This is a genomic window from Candidatus Binatia bacterium, from assembly GCA_036504975.1.
Taxonomy (GTDB): Bacteria; Desulfobacterota; Binatia; order UBA9968; family UBA9968; genus JAJPJQ01.
On record DASXUF010000136.1, the window covers coordinates 14,623 to 33,801 of the forward strand.

Sequence of the window (19,179 nt, forward strand, 5' to 3'; positions counted from 1 at the left end):
ACCGCCTTCTTTTTTTCCGGAATGTTGAAATGGCAAGAACGTCTCCACTAGACAAGACCCGCAACATCGGCATCATGGCGCATATCGACGCGGGCAAAACCACGACGACGGAGAGGATTCTCTACTACACGGGAATCAACTACAAGATCGGCGAGGTGCACGAAGGCACCGCGACCATGGACTGGATGGTGCAGGAGCAGGAGCGGGGGATTACAATCACGTCGGCGGCCACGACTTGTTTCTGGCGCGATCACCGCATCAATATTATCGACACGCCCGGCCACGTCGATTTCACCATCGAGGTCGAAAGGTCGCTCCGCGTTCTCGACGGCGCCGTGGCGGTTTTCTGCTCGGTCGGCGGCGTCGAGCCGCAGACCGAAACCGTATGGCGGCAGGCGGACAAGTACCGCGTGCCGCGAATCGCTTTCATCAACAAGATGGACCGGGTCGGGGCGGATTTTTTCCGCACGCTCAAGATGATCCAGGACCGTCTCGGCGCGCGCGCCGTGCCGGTTCAACTGCCCATAGGCGCGGAGGACCGGTTCGCCGGCGTCGTAGACCTGGTGCAAATGAAGGCCATTCTGTGGGAAGAGGAGAGTCTGGGCGCCAAGTTCCGCGTCGAGGCGATCCCCGAGGAGCTGGCGGCACAGGCTAAAGAGTACCGGGAAAAGTTATTGGAGGCGGCGGCGGACGGCGACGAATCGGTGATGGAAAAATATTTGGAGGGGAAGGAAATCACCGAGGGCGAGATTCGCCGGGCGATCCGCAAGGGCGGTATCGCCATGAAGTTCGTCCCGGTCCTATGCGGCGCGGCATTCAAGAACAAGGGCGTGCAGCCGCTGCTCGACGCCGTCGTCGATTACCTGCCTTCTCCGGTCGATATCCCGCCGGTCCGCGGCAAGAATCCGAACACCCAACAAGAAGAGGAGCGGCCCGCGAGCGACGACGCGCCGTTTTCGGCCCTGGCCTTCAAGATCATGACCGATCCTTACGTCGGCACCTTGACCTTTTTCCGCGTCTACTCGGGCGCGCTGTTCTCGGGGTCGAGCGTCTATAACCCGGCCAAGAGCAGGCGGGAGAGAATCGGTCGCCTGTTAAAAATGCACGCCAACAAGAGAGAGGAAATCAAAGAGGTTTACGCCGGGGACATTGCCGCCGCCGTGGGCCTGAAGAATGCCGCCACCGGGGACACCCTATGTGACGAAGACAAGCCGATCATTCTCGAAGCGATCGAATTCCCCGAGCCGGTCATTTCGATCGCCATCGAGCCGAAGAGCAAGGCCGATCAGGAAAAGCTCGGGCTCTCGTTGCAGAAGCTGGCGACGGAAGACCCGTCGTTCAGAGTCCGTACCGACGAAGAAACCGGCCAGACGATTATTTCCGGCATGGGCGAGCTCCATCTTGAGATCATCGTCGACCGGCTGGTGCGCGAATTCAACGTCGGCGCCAACGTCGGCAAACCTCAAGTCGCCTACAAAGAGACGATTCGGAAGAAGGTCGAGCAGGAAGGCAAGTTTATTCGCCAAACCGGCGGCCGCGGTCAATATGGCCACGTATATATCACGGTGGAGCCGCTGCCGCCGGCAAAGGGATTTGAGTTCGTCGACGCAGTCAAGGGTGGACGCATTCCCAGGGAATACATTCCGGCGGTCGAGAAAGGCATTCGTGAGGCGCTCGATAACGGGCCGCTGGCAGGCTATCCGGTCGTCGATGTCAAAGTGACGCTGTTCGACGGTAGCTATCACGACGTCGATTCATCGGAGATCGCGTTCAAGATCGCCGGCTCGATGGCCTTCAAGGAAGCGGCGCGGAAAGCCTCGCCGGTCTTACTGGAGCCCATCATGTCCGTCGAAGTGGTGACCCCCGAGGAGTTTATGGGCGAGGTCATCGGGAACATCAGCTCGCGGCGCGGTAAAGTTCTCGGCATGGATTCGCGGGCCGCGGCTCAGATTATCCAGGCACAGGTTCCCCTGGCCCAGATGTTCGGTTACGCGACGGATGTCCGCTCCATGACACAGGGCAGAGCGACTTACACGATGCAGTTTTCTCATTACGAGCCGGTTCCTGCGGCGATTGCCGAAGAGATTAGCGCCAAAGCCGGGAACCCGATGGAACAGAAAAAGGCCATATGAACGAAAAGATCCGCATCCGCCTGAAGGCCTACGACCATCGCGTGCTCGACCAATCGGTGGGGGAAATCGTCGAGACCGTGCGCCGCACCGGCGGGCGCGTGGCGGGACCGATCCCGCTGCCGACGCGGATCGAGCGATTCACCGTGAATCGCTCGCCGCACGTGGATAAAAAATCGCGCGAGCAGTTCGAGATCCGCACGCACAAGCGGCTGCTCGACATTCTCGAACCGACGCAGCAAACGATCGATGCCCTCGGAAAACTGGACCTGGCGGCGGGTGTGGACGTTGAAATTAAATTGCAATGACAGGTTTGATCGGCAAGAAAATCGGCATGACGCAGGTGTTCGGCGCCGACGGGACCGTGGTGCCCGTAACGGTGATCCAAACCGGGCCTTGCGTCGTCGTGCAGAAAAAAGAAGCGGCCAAGGACGGCTACAACGCGCTGCAGATCGGCTTCGGCAGCCGCAAAGCGCAGCGCGTGAACAAGCCCGAACAAGGGCATTTTACCAAGGCGGGAAAGGGCGCATTCGAAGTGCTGCGGGAGTTTCGCACGGATAAGGCCGCCGAATACGAGCTCGGCCAGGAGATCAAGGTCGCCGATCTCTTCAAAACGGGAGACCGCGTGGACGTCGCCGGAATCAGCAAGGGCAGAGGTTTTGCCGGAGTGATCAAGCGCTGGAGCTTTGCCGGATTTCCCGGTTCGCACGGCACGCACGAGTACTTTCGTCACGGCGGGTCGATCGGCAATCGATCCTATCCGGGCCGCGTCTTTAAAGGAAAAAGAATGGCGGGCCATTGGGGCGATGAGCGGGTGTCGGTGCAAAATCTCGAGATCGTCGAGGTGCGCGCCGCCGACAATCTACTGCTGATCAAAGGCTCCGTGCCCGGCGCCCAGCGAGGAGTGCTGGTCATTCACCAGGCGGTGAAAGGCCGTAAGTAAGACATGGCTGCCGAAGTCGTTCATCCCAAGCTCAACGAGGAAATTTTCGGCGCTGCCTTGCGTCCGCATCTCTTGCATCAGGCGGTCGTCATGCAGCTCAACAACCGGCGCGCCGGCACGGCCGCGACCAAGAGCAAGGGGTTCGTGCGCGGCGGCGGCAAGAAGCCGTGGAAGCAGAAAGGCACCGGCAGGGCCCGCGCCGGCAGCATCCGGTCGCCGCTATGGGTGGGAGGCGGGACGATATTCGGGCCGACGCCGAGGGATTTTTCATACCGCATGCCGAAGAAGGCGCGGCGCGAAGCGCTGCTGTCGGCTCTGAGCTTAAAGCGCAAGGAAGACAAGATCATCGTGTTGAATGCGCTTGAGATCGCGGAAATCAAAACCAAGTTGATGCGCCGGATGCTCGACGAGCTTCAGGTGAAAAGCGCGCTGATTATTCTGCCCGAAGGGGATGACAAAGTCGCGCTCTCGGTCAGGAACCTGCCAAACGTCAAGGCGCTCCGCGTCGATGGGCTCAACGTCTATGACCTGCTTCGCTATGAGCACCTGATTATGACGGAGCAGGCGCTGCGAGCGATCGAGGAAAGGCTCGCGGCATGAGAACCTATCAAGAAATCATCCAGGCGCCGCTCGTGACCGAGAAAGGCAGCGTGCTTTCCGAGAAGAACAATCAGGTTTTATTCCGCGTGCGCTCCGACGCCAACAAGATCGAGGTCAAGCAGGCGATCGAATCTTTGTTCAAAGTAAAAGTCTTGAACGTTCGGATGGCCCGATATCTCGGGAAAATGCGCCGCGTGGGCAGAAACTCGGGACGGTTGCCGCAGTGGAAGAAAGCTTATGTGACTCTGAAAGAAGGGGACAAGATCGACTTTTTCGGCGCGGCATAGAAATCGAAGACAATGGCTATTAAAACTTACAATCCGACTTCCCACGGCATGCGCTTCAGGACCGGGCTCGGCTTCGAGGAGATCACCAAAAACAAGCCCGAGAAGAGCCTGATCCGTCCTCTCAAGCGCAGCGGGGGCCGGAACAATTTGGGGCGGATCACCAGCGGTCATCGCGGCGGCGGGCATAAGCGCCTCTATCGGTTGATCGACTTCAAGCGCGACAAAAGGGATGTTCCCGCTCGCGTCGAAGCCGTCGAGTACGATCCCAACCGTTCGGCCCGGCTCGCGCTGCTCTGTTACGCCGACGGCGAGCGGCGCTACATTCTCGCGCCCGACCAGCTCAAAGTGGGCGACGCGGTCATTTCCGGCGGCGAAGGCGTCGATATCAAGCCGGGTAATTCTCTCCCGCTCAAGTTTATTCCCGTGGGCACGGTGATTCACAACATCGAGCTCAAGATCGGCAAGGGCGGCCAGATGGTGCGCAGCGCCGGCGCCGGCGCCCAGCTCATGGCCAAAGAAGCCGGCTATGCCCTCCTGAAGCTCCCTTCCGGAGAGCTTCGGAACGTGCTCGCGGAGTGCCGCGCCACGATCGGCCAGGTGGGAAACCTGGAGCAGGAAAACATCTCGCTCGGAAAAGCGGGCCGCTCGCGTTGGCTGGGCAAGCGGCCGTGGTCGCGCGGCATCGCCAAAAACCCGGTCGATCATCCGCACGGCGGCGGCGAGGGCCGCTCCAAGGGGAATCATCCGATGACTCCATGGGGAAAGCCGACCAAGGGCTACAAGACGCGGAAGAATCACCAGTCGGATAAATATATCGTCAAACGCAGAGAGGCCAGGTAACGATGGCGCGCTCGGTTAAGAAAGGTCCTTTTATCGACGAGCACCTCAGGCGCAAGATCGAGGCGATGAACGGGTCGAAGGAAAAGCGGGTGGTGAAAACCTGGTCGCGGCGCTCGACCATAACTCCGGACATGGTCGGCCACACCATCGCCGTGCACAACGGGAGAAAATTCATTCCGGTTTTCGTTACGGAGAATATGGTCGGTCATAAGCTCGGCGAGTTTGCGCCCACGCGGACATTTTACATTCATTCGGGCGACCGCAAGGGAGAGGCCAAAGAAGGCGTCATCGGCGCGCCGCCCGCGGCGCCGGGAGCTCCAGGCGCGCCGGCTGCTGCTCCGGGGGCGGCCCCGAAACCGGCAGCGCCTCCTCCTCCTAAGGCGGGAGCCTAGCAGAGATGGAAACGCGCGCTGTAACAAGATTCGTTCGTCTGTCGCCGCGGAAGGTCAGATTGGTGGTCGATCTGATCCGTGGAAAAGGAGTCGAAGAGGCGCTCAATACGCTTAAATTCGTGCCCAAGCGCGCGGCCGCGCTCGTGGCCAAGACGTTGAGGTCGGCGGTGGCCAATGCGGAAGGCACGCAGAGCGTCGACGTGGACCGCCTCTACGTTAAGCGCGTGGAAGTCGGCGAAGGCGGCATGTGGAAGCGCTTCATGCCGCGCGCCATGGGGCGGGCGACGCGCGTGCGCAAGCGGCTCGCCCATATCACGGTCGTCGTCGACGAGAGGAGCGAATCCTGATGGGTCAGAAGACGCATCCAAAATTATTTCGCATCGGGGTCATCGACTCCTGGGATTCCAAGTGGTTTGCGCGCCACGACTACGCGAAGCTCTTGCACGAGGATTTCAAGATCAAGAAATTTTTGAAGAGCCGGCTCTATCACGCCGGGATTTCACGCATCGAGATCGAGAGCGCGGCGAACAAAGCGAAGATCAACATTCACACGGCGCGGCCGGGGATCGTGATCGGCAAGAAAGGCGCCGAGATCGAAAAGCTCAAAAAGGAGCTGTCGCAACTGACCGGGCGCGAGGTTTATTTGAACATCATCGAAGTGCGCCGGCCCGATCTCGACGCCCAGCTCGTGAGCGAAAACGTGGCGCTGCAGCTCGAGCGGCGGGTGGCGTTTCGCCGCGCCATGAAAGAGAGCGTCTCGCGCGCGATGAGAATGGGCGCGCAGGGCATCAAGATTCAGTGCGCGGGGAGGTTGGGCGGCACCGAGATCGCGCGCACCGAGTGGTACCGCGAGGGCCGGGTTCCGCTGCACACGCTCAGGGCCGACATCAGCTATGGCTTCGGCGAGTCTAAAACGACTTATGGAGTGATCGGCGTGAAAGTCTGGATCTTCCGCGGCGAAGTGCTGACCGAAGAGGAGCAGCAGCAGAAGACGGCGATGGGCGCCTAATAGGCGTTAGGCGGTAGGCTGTAGGCGGTAGAAAGAACTTAAAAAATGTTAGAGCCGAAGAAAGTAAAATACCGGAAGCAGCAGAAGGGGAGAAGGGCCGGCATGGCTCTCCGCGGCTCGACTCTCGCTTTCGGCGATTATGGGCTGAAGGCGCTCGAAAGAGGCTGGCTCGGCTCACGCGAGATCGAGGCGGCCAGAATCGCCTTGACCCGTTATTTGAAGCGCGGCGGCAAGGTCTGGATTCGCATATTTCCCGACAAGCCGATCACCAAGAAACCCGCGGAAACGCGCATGGGAAAAGGCAAGGGCGCTCCGGAAGGTTGGGTGGCCGTAGTCAAGCCGGGAAGGATTCTCTACGAGATGGAAGGAGTGGAGCCGGGCCTGGCGCGGGAGGCGTTTCGTTTGGCCGCCCACAAGCTGTCGCTTCCCACGATGTTCGTGGAGCGGCGAGGCATAATCCATGGACGCTAAAGAACTGCGCGAGCTGGGCGACCAGGAGCTCGCGCAAAAACGAGTCGAGCTGAGAGAAGAGATTTTTCACCTGAAGCTCCGCCGCGCCACCGGCAGGCTGGAAAACTCGATGAAGCTCAGGCAGGACAGGCACGAGCTGGCGCGAGTCGAAACCATTTTACGAGAGAAAGCGCTCAAGGGCGGGAAAAAGTAGATGGAGCCGAGACGGATGCACAAAGAGCGCCAGGGAGTGGTGCTCAGCAATCGAATGCAGAAGACGGTCGTCGTTTCCGTGGAGCGAACGGTGCGGCATTCCAAGTACAAAAAATATCTCAAGCGGCGCTCCAAAGTGAAGGCACACGACGAGAAAAGTGAGTGCCAGGTGGGGGACCGGGTGCTGATCGTCGAGACCCGGCCGCTCAGCCGCGACAAACGTTGGCGCGTGAGCCGGATCCTGGAGCGGGGCGTGGCGGATGAAATCGTGGTGCCCGAAGCTTTGCCGTCGGTGTGATCTTTCGTGGCAGGATCGATTTATGATTCAGATGAGAACGGTGTTGGACGTGGCGGACAATTCGGGAGCGCGGAAGGTCCAGTGCATCAAGGTGCTCGGCGGCAGCAAGCGCAAGTACGCCTCGGTGGGGGACATCATCGTGGTTTCCGTGAAAGAGGCGATTCCCAACGCCAAGGTGAAAAAAGGCGAGGTGATGAAGGCGGTGGTGGTGCGGACGGCGAAGGAGCTGGGCCGGTCCGACGGCAGTTACATACGGTTCGATACCAATTCCGCCGTGCTCATCGATAATCAGAAAGAGCCGATCGGGACGCGCATTTTCGGGCCGGTGGCGCGAGAGCTGAGGGCCAAGAAATTCATGAAGATTATTTCTCTTGCCCCCGAGGTTCTTTAAGAAGGCGCGAGGCGAGAGGCAACGGGGACTATGCAGATTCGGAAAAACGACAGCGTGATGGTGATCGCCGGGAGGGAGCGGCGGAAGACCGGGAAAGTCCTCCGCGTCATTCCCAAGCGCCACGCCGCGATCATCGAGCGGATCAACCTGGTGAAGCGCCACGCACGCGCGCGCGGGCCGCAACAGCCCGGCGGCATCGTGGAAAAAGAGGCGCCGATCCCGCTGTCGAATCTCATGCTCATGTGCGATAAGTGCAACGCGCCGGTGCGCGTCGGCAGAAAAGTCATGGGCGACGACGAAAAGGCGCGCGTCTGCCGCCGCTGCGGAGACCCGATCGATTAAGTTTCGAGTTCCGGGTTGCGAGTTCCGAGTTCCCCTCCCAACCCGAGACCCGAAACGCGAGACCCGAAACCAAATTTATGAACGCTCGGCTGCAAAAGAAATTTAATGAAGAAGTGATTCCGGCGATGATGAAGGAGTTCGGCTACAAGAACACTCTTCAGGTGCCGCGTCTGGAGCGGATCACGCTCAACATGGCTCTCAGCGAGGCAGTGCAAAACGTCAAGGTCCTCGACGCGGCGGCGGCGGAGCTGATGGCGATCACCGGGCAAAAGCCGGTGATCACCCGCGCCAAGAAGGCGATCGCCAACTTCAAGCTGCGCCAGGGGGTGCCGATCGGCTGCATGGTCACGCTCCGGCGCGACCGGATGTATGAGTTCTTGGACCGGTTTATTCACGCGGCGCTGCCGCGCGTGCGCGACTTCAAGGGAATCCCGGGCAAGTCCTTCGACGGCCGCGGCAACTACTCTCTCGGTCTTCGCGATCAAATTATTTTTCCCGAGATCGTCGCCGACAAGGTCGATAAGTCGCGCGGGCTGACGGTTTCGATCGTCACCACGGCGAAAACGGACGAGGAAGGCAAAGCGCTCCTCAAGCACTTGGGGATGCCGTTCGCCGCTTAGGCGCGGGAGGAAAACCATTGGCTAAGACGTGTCTTCGAATCAAGGCGGAACGGCCGAATAAGTTTAAGGTCAGACAATACAATCGCTGTCCGCTCTGCGGGCGCGCGCGGGCCTTTTTCCGCCGCTTCCGCATGTGCCGGATCTGCCTCAGGGACAATGCCAGGAAGGGGCAGATCCCCGGCCTGATCAAGGCGAGCTGGTAGCCGTTCGGGAGAGAACATGGGAATGACGGACCCGATTGCCGATCTGCTGACGCGAATTCGCAACGCCCTGCGCGCCGGCCATGACAACGTGGAGGTGCCTTGTTCCCGCCTCAAAGAATCGCTCGTCAAAGTGCTGATTGCCGAGGGTTACTTGCAAGAGGTCAAACGAGTCAAAGTCAAAGAAGGCGCCGGCGAGTTGCTGCGCATTCATTTAAAATTCGACAAGGAACATAGGCCGATCATCACCGGAGTCAAACGTGTCAGCCGTCCGGGGCGGAGAGTCTACGTCGGGATCGACGAGATCGCGCCGATTCGCAAGGGGCTGGGCGTCAACGTGCTCTCGACCCCGAAAGGCATTCTCGTCGACCGCGACGCCAAGAAGGCGAAAGTCGGCGGCGAGCTGATCTGCTCGGTCTGGTAAAACAGGGAAGGTAGAACGTGTCGCGCATCGGAAAATTACCGATATCGATTCCTGACGGAGTGAAAGTCGCCTTGGAAGACGGCGCCGTCCGGGTGGAAGGTCCGAAGGGTAAACTCCGGACCGTCATCCCGCCGCGCATCCAGGTGAGCGTCGAGGGAAAAGTCATCAAGGTCGCGCGCGAAGCCGAGGAGAGAGACGTCAAGGCGCTGCATGGATTGGCGCGCAAGTTGATCGCCAATATGGTCGAGGGCGTGAGCAAGGGCTTCACCCGCATCCTGGAAATCAACGGCGTGGGTTACCGGGCCGAGGTTAAAGGGTCGGACCTTCATATCACGTTGGGTTATTCGCACCCGATCGTGTTTCCTTTGCCCGCCGGAGTAACGGCCACCGTGGAGCGCCAGATCATCATCACGTTGCAGAGCGCCGACCGGAGGCTCCTCGGCGAGACCGCGGCGGTCATTCGCGGCTTGCGACCGCCGGAGCCCTATAAAGGCAAAGGCGTCAAGTATCGCGAAGAAGTCATCAAACGCAAGGCCGGAAAAGCGGTCGGCGCGGCGGGATCGTCGCAGTAACGGAAATTATCCATGTTGGACAACCGGAGAGAAATCGGACGCCACAGGCGCCAGCAGCGGGTGCGCAAGCAGGTTCGGGGAACCGACCAGCGCCCGCGGATCTGCGTCTATCGCAGCGTCAAACACATTTACGCGCACGTCATCTCCGACGAGAAGGGCGTTACGCTTGCCACTGTCTCGACCTTGTCTTCCGACCTCAAGGGCAAGCTCAAGAGCACCAAAGGAAAAGAGGCGGCGAAACAAGTCGGACAATTGCTTGCCAAGGCTTGCAAAGAGAAAAATATTTCTCGCGTGATATTCGACCGCAACGGGTTTCTCTACCATGGCCGAGTCCAGGCGTTGGCGGATGCCTTGCGCGAGGCCGGAGTGAAATTCTAGGACTGGGCCATGAGTGCCGAGGACTGAGTCTTTAACTCAGCACTCAGTCCTCATATCGCAGCACTGGAAACTATGGAACGAATCGATCCTCAAGGACTGGAACTGAAGGAGAAGGTCGTCCACATCAGCCGCGTCGCCAAAGTCGTTAAGGGTGGCCGGCGCTTCAGCTTCAACGCGCTCGTGGTTGTGGGCGACAGCAAGGCCGTGGTGGGCTATGGGCTGGGAAAGGCCAAGGAAGTTCCCGAGGCGATTCGCAAGGGATTGGAACAGGCGAAGAAGAGCCTGATCAGAATCCCGATCATCGACGGAACGATTCCGTTCGAGGTCACCGGCCGTTTCGGCGCGGGTTACGTGATATTGAAACCGGCCTCCGACGGAACCGGCGTCATCGCCGGCGGCGGCGTGCGCGCCGTTGTCGAAGCCGCGGGGATTCACAATGTCCTCACGAAATGCATCGGCTCGAGCAATCCGCATAACAGCGTCAAGGCCACTTTCGAAGCGCTGAAGGCTCTTGAGCTGCCGGAGGGGATTGCGGGTCGGAGAGGGAAGCTGTTGCAGGAGATTCGCTGAAATTATGGACTTAAGCGCTTTGAAGCCGGCGCCCGGCGCGACGAAAAAAAGAAAACGGGTTGGGCGCGGAGACGGCTCGGGCCACGGGAAGACATCGTGCCGGGGCCACAAGGGGCAGGGTTCCCGGTCCGGCGGTAACGTGCATCCCGGGTTTGAAGGCGGCCAGATGCCGCTCATACGCCGCATTCCCAAGCATGGCTTTCATAACCCATTCCGGCAGAGTTACGTCGTCGTGAATCTCGGGCAGCTCGAAATATTCGCTTCCGCCAGCGAGGTGACGCCCGAGCTTATGCTCGAGCGCCGCCTGATTCGGCGCAAGGGCGAGCCGGTGAAGGTTTTGGCGGATGGCGCGCTCACCAAGCCGTTGACCGTAAAGGCGCATGCGTTTTCTTCCAAGGCGAAAGAAAAACTCGAGGCGCTGGGCGGCAAAGCGGAATTGATAACGGAAGGCGCTACGAAAGCAGCGGTAGGCAAATAGAGCATCGGGGTTTTTCTTCCGAATGCCTAATGCCTACCGTCTAACGCCTGGTTTTTAATATGATTGAAGGTTTTCAAAACGCGACCAGAATTCCGGAGCTTCGGCGCAGGATATTTTTTACCCTGGCCATGCTCGCCGTCTACCGTGTGGGAGTTCACATCCCAACGCCGGGGATCGATCGGGTCGCTTTGGCGTCTTTCTTCGACAAAGTGAAAGACACGATCTTCGGCCTGTTCAACCTTTTTTCCGGCGGCGCCTTGGAGCAGTTCTCGGTCTTCTCTTTGGGCATCATGCCCTACATCAGCGCGTCCATCATTCTCCAGCTCCTTACGGTCGTTTTTCCCTATCTCGAACGCCTCTCCAAGGAGGGCGAGGTCGGCCGCAGGAAAATCACGCAATACACACGCTACGGCACCATCGTTCTCTCCATCATTCAAGGCCTGATGATCGCCGTCGGGATGGAGGGAACGCGCGGCGGCGGCGGCGAGCCCATCGTGCTCGATCCCGGATGGCGTTTTCGCATCATGACGGTCATCACCCTGACTTCCGGTACCGCCTTCATCATGTGGTTGGGAGAGCAGATCACAGAGCGGGGCATCGGCAACGGCATCTCGCTCATCATTTTCGCCGGGATCATCGCGCGACTGCCGTCGGCCATCACCTCTACCTATCAGTTCATTCAGGAGGGAGAACTAGGCATCCTAGTGGTTCTTCTGGTCGTGGCGATCGTCGTCGCCACCGTCGCAGTGGTGATATTCATGGAGCGCGGCCAAAGAAGGATCCCGGTCCAGTACGCCAAAAGAGTGGTGGGCCGCAAGATGTACGGCGGCCAGAGCTCTCATCTCCCGCTCAAGATCAACACCGCCGGCGTGATTCCGCCGATCTTCGCCTCTTCGATTCTGATCTTTCCGGCGACGGTTGCTCAATTCGTGCAGCATCCGTGGGCACAGGCCGCGGCCGGTTACCTCGCTCCAGGCCAATGGCTGCATGACCTGCTTTACGTCGGATTCATTATTTTCTTTTGTTACTTCTATACTGCGGTCGTGTTCAATCCCGTCGATGTGGCGGAGAACATGAAGAAGTTCGGCGGCTACATTCCCGGAATCAGGCCGGGCCAGAAGACCGCGGAGTTCATCGACCGGGTGCTCTCCAGGATCACCTTGGGCGGAGCGATTTATATTTCGATAGTGGCGCTGTTGCCCACGATGCTGATCAGACAATTCAACGTGCCGTTCTACTTCGGCGGTACGGCATTGCTGATCGTGGTGGGAGTGGCGATGGATACCGTGGCCCAGGTTGAAACTCATATGATCACCCGGAACTACGAAGGCTTCATGAAACGGGGTCGCTTGAGGGGGAGAAGAGGCTAGGATTATCCGTGGGCGTACTGCGCGTGGTTTTTTTTGGTCCTCCGGGGGCCGGGAAAGGAACTCAAGCGAGACTTCTCCAGCAGAAGTTCGGCGCGTGCCAGGTTTCGACCGGAGAGATCCTGCGCACGGCGGCGCGTGAACAGAGCGCGCTTGGGAAGCAGGCGGCGGATTACCTCGACCGGGGAGATTTGGTTCCCGATCAGGTCATGGTCAAGCTCGTCGCCGAGCGCCTGCGCGAGCCGGATTGCCAGGGCGGTTTCATCCTGGACGGCTTTCCCCGAACCATCGCCCAGGCGGATCAACTGGAGAAGATGCTTAAAGACAGCGGCCTCCCGCTGGAATCCGCGCTGTGTATCCAGGCGTCCAAGGATGTGCTGATCAAGCGGTTGTCCGGGCGGCGCACCTGTAAAAAATGCGGCAACCTGCACCATACGATATTCGATCCGCCCGCCAGGCCGGGGCTATGCAATCGCTGCGGCGGAGAGCTCTACCAGCGGGAAGACGATCGCGAGGAAATGATCGCCGCGCGGCTCGGCGTCTATGAAAATCAGACCGCGCCGCTCAAGGAATATTATCGCAAGCGCGGCCTGCTGAAGGAGATCGACGGCGTGGGCAGCGTGGAGGAGGTCCGCAAGCGGGTGCTGCTGGCGGTCACATGATCACAATCAAATCCGCGCGTGAGATCGAGGTGATGCGGCGCGCCAACGTGATCGTCGCCGAGATTCTCCAGCGGCTAAAAGAAAAAGCCGCCCCGGGCGTGACGACCTTGGAGCTGGACGCGTTGGCCGAGGAGTTGACCTATAAAAAAAAAGCCGCGCCGGCGTTCAAAGGATACCAAATGGCCGGGAGGGTTTATCCCAGATCTCTCTGCGTCTCGGTCAATGAAGAGATCGTCCACGGTATTCCCTCGGGACGCGTGTTGAAAAACGGCGACATCGTGGGGATCGACTTCGGCGTCATTTACGAAGGATTCTACGGCGATTCCGCGGTCACCATCGGGATCGGAAAGATCAGCGAAGACGCCCGCCGGCTGGTGCAGGTGACCGAACAGGCGCTGTATCGCGGCATCGAGCATCTGCGCGACGGCAAGAGACTCGGGGATTTGTCCGCGGCGATTCAGCAAACCGCCGAAGGCGCCGGGTTCTCCGTGGTCCGGGCGTTTGTGGGGCATGGCATCGGCAAACACCTGCATGAGGATCCTCCGGTGCCGAACTACGGCGAGCCGGAGCGAGGCCTTCGCCTCAAGGAAGGGATGGTTTTGGCCATCGAGCCGATGGTCAACGCGGGGAGCTGGGAAGTCAAGATGAAAGAGGATGGCTGGACGGCGGTGACCGGCGACGGCAGTCTCTCGGCCCATTTCGAGCATTCGGTCGCGATCACTGCGAATGGGCCGTACATTCTGAGCCAGCTTTAGTTGGGATACAGAGCGCGGAAAACCGAGCAGGTATGCCGAAAGAAGACGCGATCGAGGTAACCGGCACCGTGTTGGAAACGCTCCCGAACGCCATGTTTCGGGTGGAGCTGGACAACGGCCACAAAGTGTTGGCCCATATCTCGGGAAAAATGAGGATGCATTACATCAAGATTCTCCCGGGCGACAAAGTCAAAATCGAGCTCTCGCCCTACGACTTGGCCAGGGGCAGGATCATCTACCGGGAGAGATAGGCGACAGATGAAGGTACGAGCATCGGTTAAAAAGATCTGCAACAAATGCAAGGTGATCCGGCGCAAGGGAGTCGTGCGCGTGGTTTGCGTCAACACCCGGCACAAGCAGAGGCAAGGATAAATAATTTTAGATTTTCGATTTCAGCCAAAGGACTGATCAGCCTCAGGCTGAGCCGATTTTCGATTGAATCGTTCGACTGAGCTCACGACGAAGTCTAAAATCCAAAATCTAAAATCGAAAATGGGCGGTCGGGATTAAAGGGGGGAAAGATGGCGCGCATAGCCGGAGTGGATTTGCCCAAGAACAAGCGCATGGAGATCGCGCTTACTTATATTTACGGCATCGGCCGGAGCAACTCGAGAAAGATTCTCCAGTCGGCCGGGATCTCCTTTGACACCAAGACCGACAACTTGACCGACGACGAGGTAGTGAAGATCCGCCAGCTGATCGATCAGGGCCACAAGGTGGAAGGCGATCTCCGGCGCGAGGTGTCGCAGAACATCAAGCGCCACGTCGACGTGGGATCGTACCGGGGAATCCGGCACCGCAAGGGCTTGCCGGTGCGGGGACAGCGGACGCACACCAACGCGCGCACGCGCAAGGGGCCGCGCAAGACGGTAGCTGGGAAAAAGACCGCCCCATCCAAAGGATAGTAAGATAGTAAAAGGTAGGGGCGCGATTCATCGCGCCCGGTACAAAAAGCAGGAGAAAAAATGGCGAAGGACGATCAGGGAACTGAAGAGAAAAAGGCCGAAGCGCGCCCAGAGGATAAGACAGGCGAGAAAGGCGGCGAGAAAGCGGCCGCCGAGAAGGCGGCGGAGCGTGCGGCGCGGAAGAAAAAGGGCAGAAAAAACGTCGCCGAGGGCGTCGTCCACATCCATTCGACCTTCAACAATACGATCGTCACGATCACCGACTATCAAGGCAACGTCATCTCGTGGTCGAGCGCCGGCACGATGGGATTCAAGGGCTCGCGCAAGGGAACACCCTTCGCGGCGCAGCAGGCGGCCGACAACGCGGCCAAAAAAGCGGCCGACCACGGCGTGCGCAGCGTGCAGGTTTTTGTGCGCGGCCCCGGCGCGGGGCGAGAGTCGGCGCTCAGATCGCTGCAGGCGGCCGGCATCCATATCAGCCTGATCAAGGACGTCACGCCGATTCCGCATAACGGCTGCCGTCCGCCTAAGCGGAGGAGAGTATGACTATAGGCGAATATAAAAACTTGAGGAGAGCGTAAAGCCGTGGCCAGGTACACCGGATCGGTTTGCCGTCTTTGCCGGCGCGAGAATTTGAAGCTCTTTCTCAAGGGAGAGCGCTGCTACACGGACAAATGCGCGATCGAACGCAGAAACTATCCGCCGGGCCAACACGGCCAGGGCCGTCCGAAATTTTCCGAGTACAGCATTCAGTTGCGCGAGAAGCAAAAGATCAAGCGCATGTACGGCCTCTTCGAGAAGCAGTTCCGCCGCACTTTCGAGCTGGCCGAGCGGGTCAAGGGAATCACCGGCGAGACTCTCTTGATTCTTTTGGAAAGACGATTGGACAACGCCGCTTACCGGCTGGGTTTTGCCAGCTCCCGGGCTGATGCGCGCCTGCTCGTGCGCCACGGGCACGTCACCGTCAACGGCAAGCGGGTGAACATCCCGTCGTATTTAGTTCGCGCCGGCGACGTGGTCGCGGTGGTCGAGTCGGGCCGCCAGATGGTGCGCGTGCTGGCGGCCATGGAGGCCGCGCAGCGGCGCGGCGTGCCGGAATGGATCGAAGTGGACCGCGACAGCGTGAGCGGCAAAATAAAATATCTGCCTACGAGGAGCGACATCACGGCGCCGATCAACGAAAAACTGGTCGTGGAGTTGTATTCCAAGTAACGTCGGAATCGAGGGGATCGATATGCACAGGCATTGGACCGATTTGATCAAGCCCAAAGAACTTGAAGTGGACGAAAAAAACCTGACCGCCACTTACGGGAAATTTTATGCCGAACCTTTCGAGCGGGGATTCGGCTCAACCATCGGCAATTCGCTGAGAAGGACTCTCCTCTCCTCGCTCATGGGGGCGGCGATCGTTTCGGTCCGCATCAAGGGAATTCTGCACGAGTTCTCGACGATCGCCGGAATCACCGAGGACGTGACCGACATCATTCTAAATCTCAAGGAAGTCCGCTTAAGGTTGATGGACAGCGAGCAGCAGACGATCCGGATCGAAGCCAAGGGATCGAAGACGGTCCAGGCGCGGGATATCATCGCAGGACCCAACGTCGAGATCCTCAATCCGGACCAGCACATCGCCACCCTCGCGCGCGAGGCGAAGCTCGAAATGGAGATGGTGGTGAAGCTCGGGCGCGGTTACGTGCCGGCGGAGCGGAACAAGGAAGAAGGCGTGCCGGTGGACACGATCGCGATGGACGCCATTTTTACGCCGATCCGCAAGGTGAATTTCAACGTGACCAACGCGCGCGTCGGACAGCGGACCGATTATGACCGCCTCGTGTTCGAAGTGTGGACCGACGGCGGCGTGAAGCCCGACGACGCGGTCGCCTACGCGGCCAAGATCCTCCAGGACCAGCTCCAGATCTTCATCAATTTCAACGAGGAGCCGGAGCAGAGGAATGAAGAGGCGCCGTCGATTCCGCTGAATGAGAACCTCTATCGCAGCGTGGACGAGCTGGAATTTTCCGTCCGCTCGCAGAACTGCCTGCAGAACGCCGATATCAAATATATCGGCGAGCTGGTTCAGAAGACCGAGCAGGAGATGCTCAAGACCAAAAACTTCGGCCAGAAGTCGCTCAACGAGATCAAGGAGATTCTTCGTGGCATGGGACTGGAGCTCGGCATGAAGATCGACCATTTCCCGCCGCGCGAAGAGATCGAAAACCGCCGGCGCGCTCGGGAAAAAGAGACGGCGTAAAAAAGTTTCGCCTTGTGGGTTTCGGGTTTCGAGGCCACCGCCTCCCGACTCGGAACTCGGAACTAAAACATGCGACATCTTAGAGCCGGGAGAAAATTCAATCGCAGTCCCAGCCACCGCGCGGCGCTGTTGCGCAATTTAGTGACCTCGTTGCTGCGTCATGAGCGCATCCAGACGACCGATCCCAAGGCCAAGGAGCTCCGGAGCTGGGCCGACCGCATGATCGGCTTGGCCAAGCAGGGGACGTTGCACGCGCGGCGCCAGGCACTGGCGGTGATTCAAGACGAAGACGTCGTGCACAAACTTTTCGATGCCTTAGCGGCGCGTTTCAAAAATCGCGCCGGCGGCTACAGCCGCGTCATCAAGATCGGCTGGCGCCAGGGCGATCGGGCGCCTCTGTCGATCATTGAGTTGTTGCCCGCCGAAGCCAAAGCGGAAGCGGCCGCTGGCCAGAAGAAAAGCCGGCGGCGGTCGCGGAAAGCGGCGGCAGACGGAAAAGAAGCCGGCGGCAAGAAAAAAGCCGCGGCGCCGCGACGGTCAGCTAAGAAAGCTTCCGCGTAAATTTCTCACATTTCATTTCTCTGCGCGCGCATCCATTAGCCCGGATTATTCACCATCGGCGGGGCCGCTTTCTCCCTTGGCGCTCTTTGCGCCTTTGCGCGAGATTTCCCTCACCCTTCCCTCTCCCGCACGCGGGAGAGGGAAGGGGTGAGGGCGACCAATCCGGACTATCGATACCCAGCGAGAAGCCGCTCGAAGGACGGCGCTCCGCCCTCGCCCGGAAAAGTCACCTGATGAAAGCGGGGTTGGAAGTATCCCGCCAGGTCAAAAAGACGTTGGGCTTTTTTGGGATCCCATTTTTCTCCGACCCGGATGGTTGGATCTCCGGCCGCGCTCCGCTGAAGGTCGAATTTCACCGAAGAACGAACGAACTCGCGGTGCGCCTTTTCTCCGGTAATATAGGGTATGAGAAAAGCGATCGACTTTTCCAGAGCGGCCCCTTCCGGGGTCGTGTGCGCGTAGAGGTCAATCCCATTCTTGTCCGCCGCAATGGCCAGCTCGATCAAAGGCAGAAGGTCGTACACGTGATAATGCAGCGCGTCGCGTTGGCGGAAATCGAAAGTCAAGCCGTCGGGATAAAGATTGACGTTCAAGTGGCGCCCGGTGTCGGACACGACCCAGCGAATGAGATCCGAGGTCGCCAATAAGAATGCAACGTGGCCGACGATCTTCAGCCTGTGGCTATGATGATTGTTCTTAGACGTCGAGCTCGTTATGCGGATCGCCGCTTTCTGCTTTTCCGCCATGCGGAGGAGCCAGCGATCCGCTTCGGCGCGCTCCTGCGCCGTGTAGAGGATGCGCGTGAGATCGTAGCCCTTCATCAAACGGCTAAAGTCCGTCTCGTTGATTGGATTGCCGTCGGGTTCATAAACTCGCGCCCACGCGAGCGCGAACTCGCGGGCCTTTTCTCCATACTCCGTCTTTTCCGTCAGCGCGTAGGCGTACCCCAGAGCTTCGGCTTTGGGCAGGTCACCCCTGTCTTTGAGACTTTGTATTTTCTCAGGGTCCGAGTGGAGCCGTCCTTCGGAGACGATCCTTTTTACCGGGCGAGGGTTTTCTTTGAGCGCGCCGTCGGCGAGTTTTTTTACCGGCTCGAAGGCGCGGGCCGCTGCGGCGTCGGCGCGAAGAACTTTACGCAGTGCAGTCACTTGGTTGGGAGTAAGAGAGATTCGGGCGCGAGAGCCCTCCGATTCTTCGGCTCGCAGGGGAGACGAAAACAGCGCCACAGCGACAAACAAACCCGCGATCAACGAGGCCGGCATGCAACGAGGGTAGCGAAGGCTCAGCGCAACTGTCAACGGCCGCGGCTTTTTCTGCCCTTTCGGCAGAAGCGGAGGCGTGGTATTTAGCACTTTGGCGGAGAAAGATCGTGACACTACTGCGACACAGCCTCAAAGACCTCGTCAAAATTCAGCTCGATGATGAAGCGCTGGCGAAGCTTTTGTGGAAGGACTTCGGCAACGGGCTTTTCATGGCGCGGCTCGCGCGCGAAGGAAAGAGCGAATTGGTTCTCTACCGGATCGAGGCGGGCGCGGATCCCAA

31 protein-coding genes and 1 pseudogene are annotated in these 19,179 nt (G+C 59.3%); 31 read left to right on the top strand and 1 reads right to left on the bottom strand.

The genetic code is table 11. From position 1 onward, the window contains the following. Positions 1-29: 29 nt before the first annotated feature. The 31 genes and pseudogenes from fusA (at position 30) to rplQ (ending at position 17,637) form a co-directional block, all read left to right on the top strand. The gene (gene fusA / locus VGL70_17370) at positions 30-2,132 is read left to right on the top strand and encodes an elongation factor G (GenBank protein ID HEY3305295.1); all 2,103 of its coding nucleotides are present in this window, start codon (positions 30-32) and stop codon (positions 2,130-2,132) included. Beyond that, positions 2,129-2,437 (top strand): 30S ribosomal protein S10, encoded by a 309-nt coding sequence (gene rpsJ, locus VGL70_17375; protein ID HEY3305296.1) that lies wholly within the window; start codon positions 2,129-2,131, stop codon positions 2,435-2,437. Before fusA ends, rpsJ begins: the two co-directional genes overlap by 4 nt. Next, a complete protein-coding gene (gene rplC, locus VGL70_17380; GenBank protein ID HEY3305297.1) occupies positions 2,428-3,072 on the top strand; it encodes a 50S ribosomal protein L3 in 645 nt (214 codons plus the stop codon). Before rpsJ ends, rplC begins: the two co-directional genes overlap by 10 nt. A 3-nt stretch (positions 3,073-3,075) precedes the next feature. Next, positions 3,076-3,672, top strand: a complete 597-nt coding sequence (gene rplD, locus VGL70_17385) for a 50S ribosomal protein L4 (protein ID HEY3305298.1) — start codon at positions 3,076-3,078, stop codon at positions 3,670-3,672. Beyond that, positions 3,669-3,959, top strand: a complete 291-nt coding sequence (locus tag VGL70_17390) for a 50S ribosomal protein L23 (GenBank protein HEY3305299.1) — start codon at positions 3,669-3,671, stop codon at positions 3,957-3,959. The genes rplD and VGL70_17390 overlap by 4 nt, the downstream gene beginning before the upstream one ends. Before the next feature lie 12 nt (positions 3,960-3,971). Beyond that, complete coding sequence (rplB, locus tag VGL70_17395) at positions 3,972-4,799, top strand: 50S ribosomal protein L2 (protein HEY3305300.1); 828 nt, start codon at positions 3,972-3,974, stop codon at positions 4,797-4,799. A 2-nt stretch (positions 4,800-4,801) separates the two neighbouring features. Beyond that, a pseudogene (gene rpsS / locus VGL70_17400) lies at positions 4,802-5,080 on the top strand (30S ribosomal protein S19). Between the two features lie 116 nt (positions 5,081-5,196). Then, the gene (gene rplV, locus VGL70_17405; GenBank protein HEY3305301.1) at positions 5,197-5,538 is read left to right on the top strand and encodes a 50S ribosomal protein L22; all 342 of its coding nucleotides are present in this window, start codon (positions 5,197-5,199) and stop codon (positions 5,536-5,538) included. After that, positions 5,538-6,200 carry a 30S ribosomal protein S3 gene (gene rpsC, locus VGL70_17410; protein ID HEY3305302.1) on the top strand — a complete coding sequence of 221 codons (663 nt, stop codon included), beginning with the start codon at positions 5,538-5,540 and terminating at the stop codon, positions 6,198-6,200. Before rplV ends, rpsC begins: the two co-directional genes overlap by 1 nt. Before the next feature lie 45 nt (positions 6,201-6,245). Further along, on the top strand, positions 6,246-6,671 hold the full coding sequence (rplP, locus tag VGL70_17415; protein ID HEY3305303.1) for a 50S ribosomal protein L16: 426 nt from the start codon (positions 6,246-6,248) through the stop codon (positions 6,669-6,671). After that, positions 6,661-6,864 (top strand): 50S ribosomal protein L29, encoded by a 204-nt coding sequence (rpmC, locus tag VGL70_17420; GenBank protein ID HEY3305304.1) that lies wholly within the window; start codon positions 6,661-6,663, stop codon positions 6,862-6,864. Before rplP ends, rpmC begins: the two co-directional genes overlap by 11 nt. Then, positions 6,865-7,161, top strand: a complete 297-nt coding sequence (rpsQ, locus tag VGL70_17425) for a 30S ribosomal protein S17 (protein ID HEY3305305.1) — start codon at positions 6,865-6,867, stop codon at positions 7,159-7,161. Positions 7,162-7,183: 22 nt separating this feature from the next. Then, complete coding sequence (rplN, locus tag VGL70_17430; protein ID HEY3305306.1) at positions 7,184-7,552, top strand: 50S ribosomal protein L14; 369 nt, start codon at positions 7,184-7,186, stop codon at positions 7,550-7,552. A gap of 30 nt (positions 7,553-7,582) precedes the next feature. Next, positions 7,583-7,894 carry a 50S ribosomal protein L24 gene (gene rplX, locus VGL70_17435; protein ID HEY3305307.1) on the top strand — a complete coding sequence of 104 codons (312 nt, stop codon included), beginning with the start codon at positions 7,583-7,585 and terminating at the stop codon, positions 7,892-7,894. Positions 7,895-7,971: 77 nt separating this feature from the next. Next, positions 7,972-8,514 (top strand): 50S ribosomal protein L5, encoded by a 543-nt coding sequence (rplE, locus tag VGL70_17440; GenBank protein ID HEY3305308.1) that lies wholly within the window; start codon positions 7,972-7,974, stop codon positions 8,512-8,514. 17 nt (positions 8,515-8,531) lie between these two features. Next, positions 8,532-8,717 (top strand): type Z 30S ribosomal protein S14, encoded by a 186-nt coding sequence (locus tag VGL70_17445; GenBank protein HEY3305309.1) that lies wholly within the window; start codon positions 8,532-8,534, stop codon positions 8,715-8,717. Positions 8,718-8,733: 16 nt separating this feature from the next. Continuing rightward, positions 8,734-9,138, top strand: coding sequence for a 30S ribosomal protein S8 (gene rpsH, locus VGL70_17450; GenBank protein ID HEY3305310.1), 405 nt, complete (start codon positions 8,734-8,736; stop codon positions 9,136-9,138). 17 nt (positions 9,139-9,155) lie between these two features. Then, a complete protein-coding gene (gene rplF / locus VGL70_17455; GenBank protein ID HEY3305311.1) occupies positions 9,156-9,710 on the top strand; it encodes a 50S ribosomal protein L6 in 555 nt (184 codons plus the stop codon). A gap of 12 nt (positions 9,711-9,722) precedes the next feature. Further along, complete coding sequence (rplR, locus tag VGL70_17460) at positions 9,723-10,088, top strand: 50S ribosomal protein L18 (GenBank protein ID HEY3305312.1); 366 nt, start codon at positions 9,723-9,725, stop codon at positions 10,086-10,088. 72 nt (positions 10,089-10,160) lie between these two features. Beyond that, entirely contained in the window at positions 10,161-10,658 is a 498-nt protein-coding gene (gene rpsE / locus VGL70_17465) for a 30S ribosomal protein S5 (GenBank protein HEY3305313.1), read from the top strand. Positions 10,659-10,662: 4 nt separating this feature from the next. Further along, positions 10,663-11,136, top strand: coding sequence for a 50S ribosomal protein L15 (gene rplO, locus VGL70_17470; GenBank protein ID HEY3305314.1), 474 nt, complete (start codon positions 10,663-10,665; stop codon positions 11,134-11,136). A 59-nt stretch (positions 11,137-11,195) separates the two neighbouring features. After that, complete coding sequence (gene secY, locus VGL70_17475; GenBank protein HEY3305315.1) at positions 11,196-12,506, top strand: preprotein translocase subunit SecY; 1,311 nt, start codon at positions 11,196-11,198, stop codon at positions 12,504-12,506. 8 nt (positions 12,507-12,514) lie between these two features. Continuing rightward, positions 12,515-13,165, top strand: a complete 651-nt coding sequence (locus VGL70_17480; protein HEY3305316.1) for an adenylate kinase — start codon at positions 12,515-12,517, stop codon at positions 13,163-13,165. Next, a complete protein-coding gene (gene map / locus VGL70_17485; GenBank protein HEY3305317.1) occupies positions 13,162-13,920 on the top strand; it encodes a type I methionyl aminopeptidase in 759 nt (252 codons plus the stop codon). The genes VGL70_17480 and map overlap by 4 nt, the downstream gene beginning before the upstream one ends. Positions 13,921-13,952: 32 nt before the next feature. After that, positions 13,953-14,171 (top strand): translation initiation factor IF-1, encoded by a 219-nt coding sequence (gene infA / locus VGL70_17490; GenBank protein ID HEY3305318.1) that lies wholly within the window; start codon positions 13,953-13,955, stop codon positions 14,169-14,171. A gap of 7 nt (positions 14,172-14,178) precedes the next feature. After that, positions 14,179-14,292 (top strand): 50S ribosomal protein L36, encoded by a 114-nt coding sequence (gene rpmJ / locus VGL70_17495; GenBank protein ID HEY3305319.1) that lies wholly within the window; start codon positions 14,179-14,181, stop codon positions 14,290-14,292. Between the two features lie 149 nt (positions 14,293-14,441). Then, positions 14,442-14,825 (top strand): 30S ribosomal protein S13, encoded by a 384-nt coding sequence (gene rpsM / locus VGL70_17500; protein ID HEY3305320.1) that lies wholly within the window; start codon positions 14,442-14,444, stop codon positions 14,823-14,825. Positions 14,826-14,885: 60 nt separating this feature from the next. Continuing rightward, a complete protein-coding gene (gene rpsK, locus VGL70_17505) occupies positions 14,886-15,371 on the top strand; it encodes a 30S ribosomal protein S11 (protein HEY3305321.1) in 486 nt (161 codons plus the stop codon). Between the two features lie 39 nt (positions 15,372-15,410). Beyond that, entirely contained in the window at positions 15,411-16,037 is a 627-nt protein-coding gene (gene rpsD / locus VGL70_17510) for a 30S ribosomal protein S4 (GenBank protein HEY3305322.1), read from the top strand. A 22-nt stretch (positions 16,038-16,059) separates the two neighbouring features. After that, entirely contained in the window at positions 16,060-17,076 is a 1,017-nt protein-coding gene (locus tag VGL70_17515; protein ID HEY3305323.1) for a DNA-directed RNA polymerase subunit alpha, read from the top strand. Positions 17,077-17,145: 69 nt separating this feature from the next. Beyond that, the gene (gene rplQ, locus VGL70_17520; GenBank protein HEY3305324.1) at positions 17,146-17,637 is read left to right on the top strand and encodes a 50S ribosomal protein L17; all 492 of its coding nucleotides are present in this window, start codon (positions 17,146-17,148) and stop codon (positions 17,635-17,637) included. Between the two features lie 167 nt (positions 17,638-17,804). Here the strand turns inward: rplQ and VGL70_17525 are convergent, their stop codons facing one another. Continuing rightward, positions 17,805-18,785, bottom strand: a complete 981-nt coding sequence (locus VGL70_17525) for an alginate lyase family protein (protein HEY3305325.1) — start codon at positions 18,783-18,785, stop codon at positions 17,805-17,807. Positions 18,786-19,179 lie beyond the last annotated feature (394 nt).

Bases quoted from the DNA above. Each gene is read 5' to 3' on its own strand.
- secY (HEY3305315.1), top strand. From the start codon at position 11,196: ATGATTGAAGGTTTTCAAAACGCGACCAGAATTCCGGAGCTTCGGCGC.
- map (HEY3305317.1), top strand. From the start codon at position 13,162: ATGATCACAATCAAATCCGCGCGTGAGATCGAGGTGATGCGGCGCGCC.
- fusA (HEY3305295.1), top strand. From the start codon at position 30: ATGGCAAGAACGTCTCCACTAGACAAGACCCGCAACATCGGCATCATG.
- rpsE (HEY3305313.1), top strand. From the start codon at position 10,161: ATGGAACGAATCGATCCTCAAGGACTGGAACTGAAGGAGAAGGTCGTC.
- rplE (HEY3305308.1), top strand. From the start codon at position 7,972: ATGAACGCTCGGCTGCAAAAGAAATTTAATGAAGAAGTGATTCCGGCG.
- rplD (HEY3305298.1), top strand. From the start codon at position 3,076: ATGGCTGCCGAAGTCGTTCATCCCAAGCTCAACGAGGAAATTTTCGGC.
- rpsK (HEY3305321.1), top strand. From the start codon at position 14,886: ATGGCGAAGGACGATCAGGGAACTGAAGAGAAAAAGGCCGAAGCGCGC.
- rpsQ (HEY3305305.1), top strand. From the start codon at position 6,865: ATGGAGCCGAGACGGATGCACAAAGAGCGCCAGGGAGTGGTGCTCAGC.
- rplO (HEY3305314.1), top strand. From the start codon at position 10,663: ATGGACTTAAGCGCTTTGAAGCCGGCGCCCGGCGCGACGAAAAAAAGA.
- VGL70_17515 (HEY3305323.1), top strand. From the start codon at position 16,060: ATGCACAGGCATTGGACCGATTTGATCAAGCCCAAAGAACTTGAAGTG.
- rplX (HEY3305307.1), top strand. From the start codon at position 7,583: ATGCAGATTCGGAAAAACGACAGCGTGATGGTGATCGCCGGGAGGGAG.
- rpsH (HEY3305310.1), top strand. From the start codon at position 8,734: ATGGGAATGACGGACCCGATTGCCGATCTGCTGACGCGAATTCGCAAC.
- rpsJ (HEY3305296.1), top strand. From the start codon at position 2,129: ATGAACGAAAAGATCCGCATCCGCCTGAAGGCCTACGACCATCGCGTG.
- rplV (HEY3305301.1), top strand. From the start codon at position 5,197: ATGGAAACGCGCGCTGTAACAAGATTCGTTCGTCTGTCGCCGCGGAAG.
- VGL70_17390 (HEY3305299.1), top strand. From the start codon at position 3,669: ATGAGAACCTATCAAGAAATCATCCAGGCGCCGCTCGTGACCGAGAAA.
- rplP (HEY3305303.1), top strand. From the start codon at position 6,246: ATGTTAGAGCCGAAGAAAGTAAAATACCGGAAGCAGCAGAAGGGGAGA.
- rpmC (HEY3305304.1), top strand. From the start codon at position 6,661: ATGGACGCTAAAGAACTGCGCGAGCTGGGCGACCAGGAGCTCGCGCAA.
- infA (HEY3305318.1), top strand. From the start codon at position 13,953: ATGCCGAAAGAAGACGCGATCGAGGTAACCGGCACCGTGTTGGAAACG.
- rplQ (HEY3305324.1), top strand. From the start codon at position 17,146: ATGCGACATCTTAGAGCCGGGAGAAAATTCAATCGCAGTCCCAGCCAC.
- rplR (HEY3305312.1), top strand. From the start codon at position 9,723: ATGTTGGACAACCGGAGAGAAATCGGACGCCACAGGCGCCAGCAGCGG.
- rplB (HEY3305300.1), top strand. From the start codon at position 3,972: ATGGCTATTAAAACTTACAATCCGACTTCCCACGGCATGCGCTTCAGG.
- rpsM (HEY3305320.1), top strand. From the start codon at position 14,442: ATGGCGCGCATAGCCGGAGTGGATTTGCCCAAGAACAAGCGCATGGAG.
- rpmJ (HEY3305319.1), top strand. From the start codon at position 14,179: ATGAAGGTACGAGCATCGGTTAAAAAGATCTGCAACAAATGCAAGGTG.
- rpsC (HEY3305302.1), top strand. From the start codon at position 5,538: ATGGGTCAGAAGACGCATCCAAAATTATTTCGCATCGGGGTCATCGAC.
- rplN (HEY3305306.1), top strand. From the start codon at position 7,184: ATGATTCAGATGAGAACGGTGTTGGACGTGGCGGACAATTCGGGAGCG.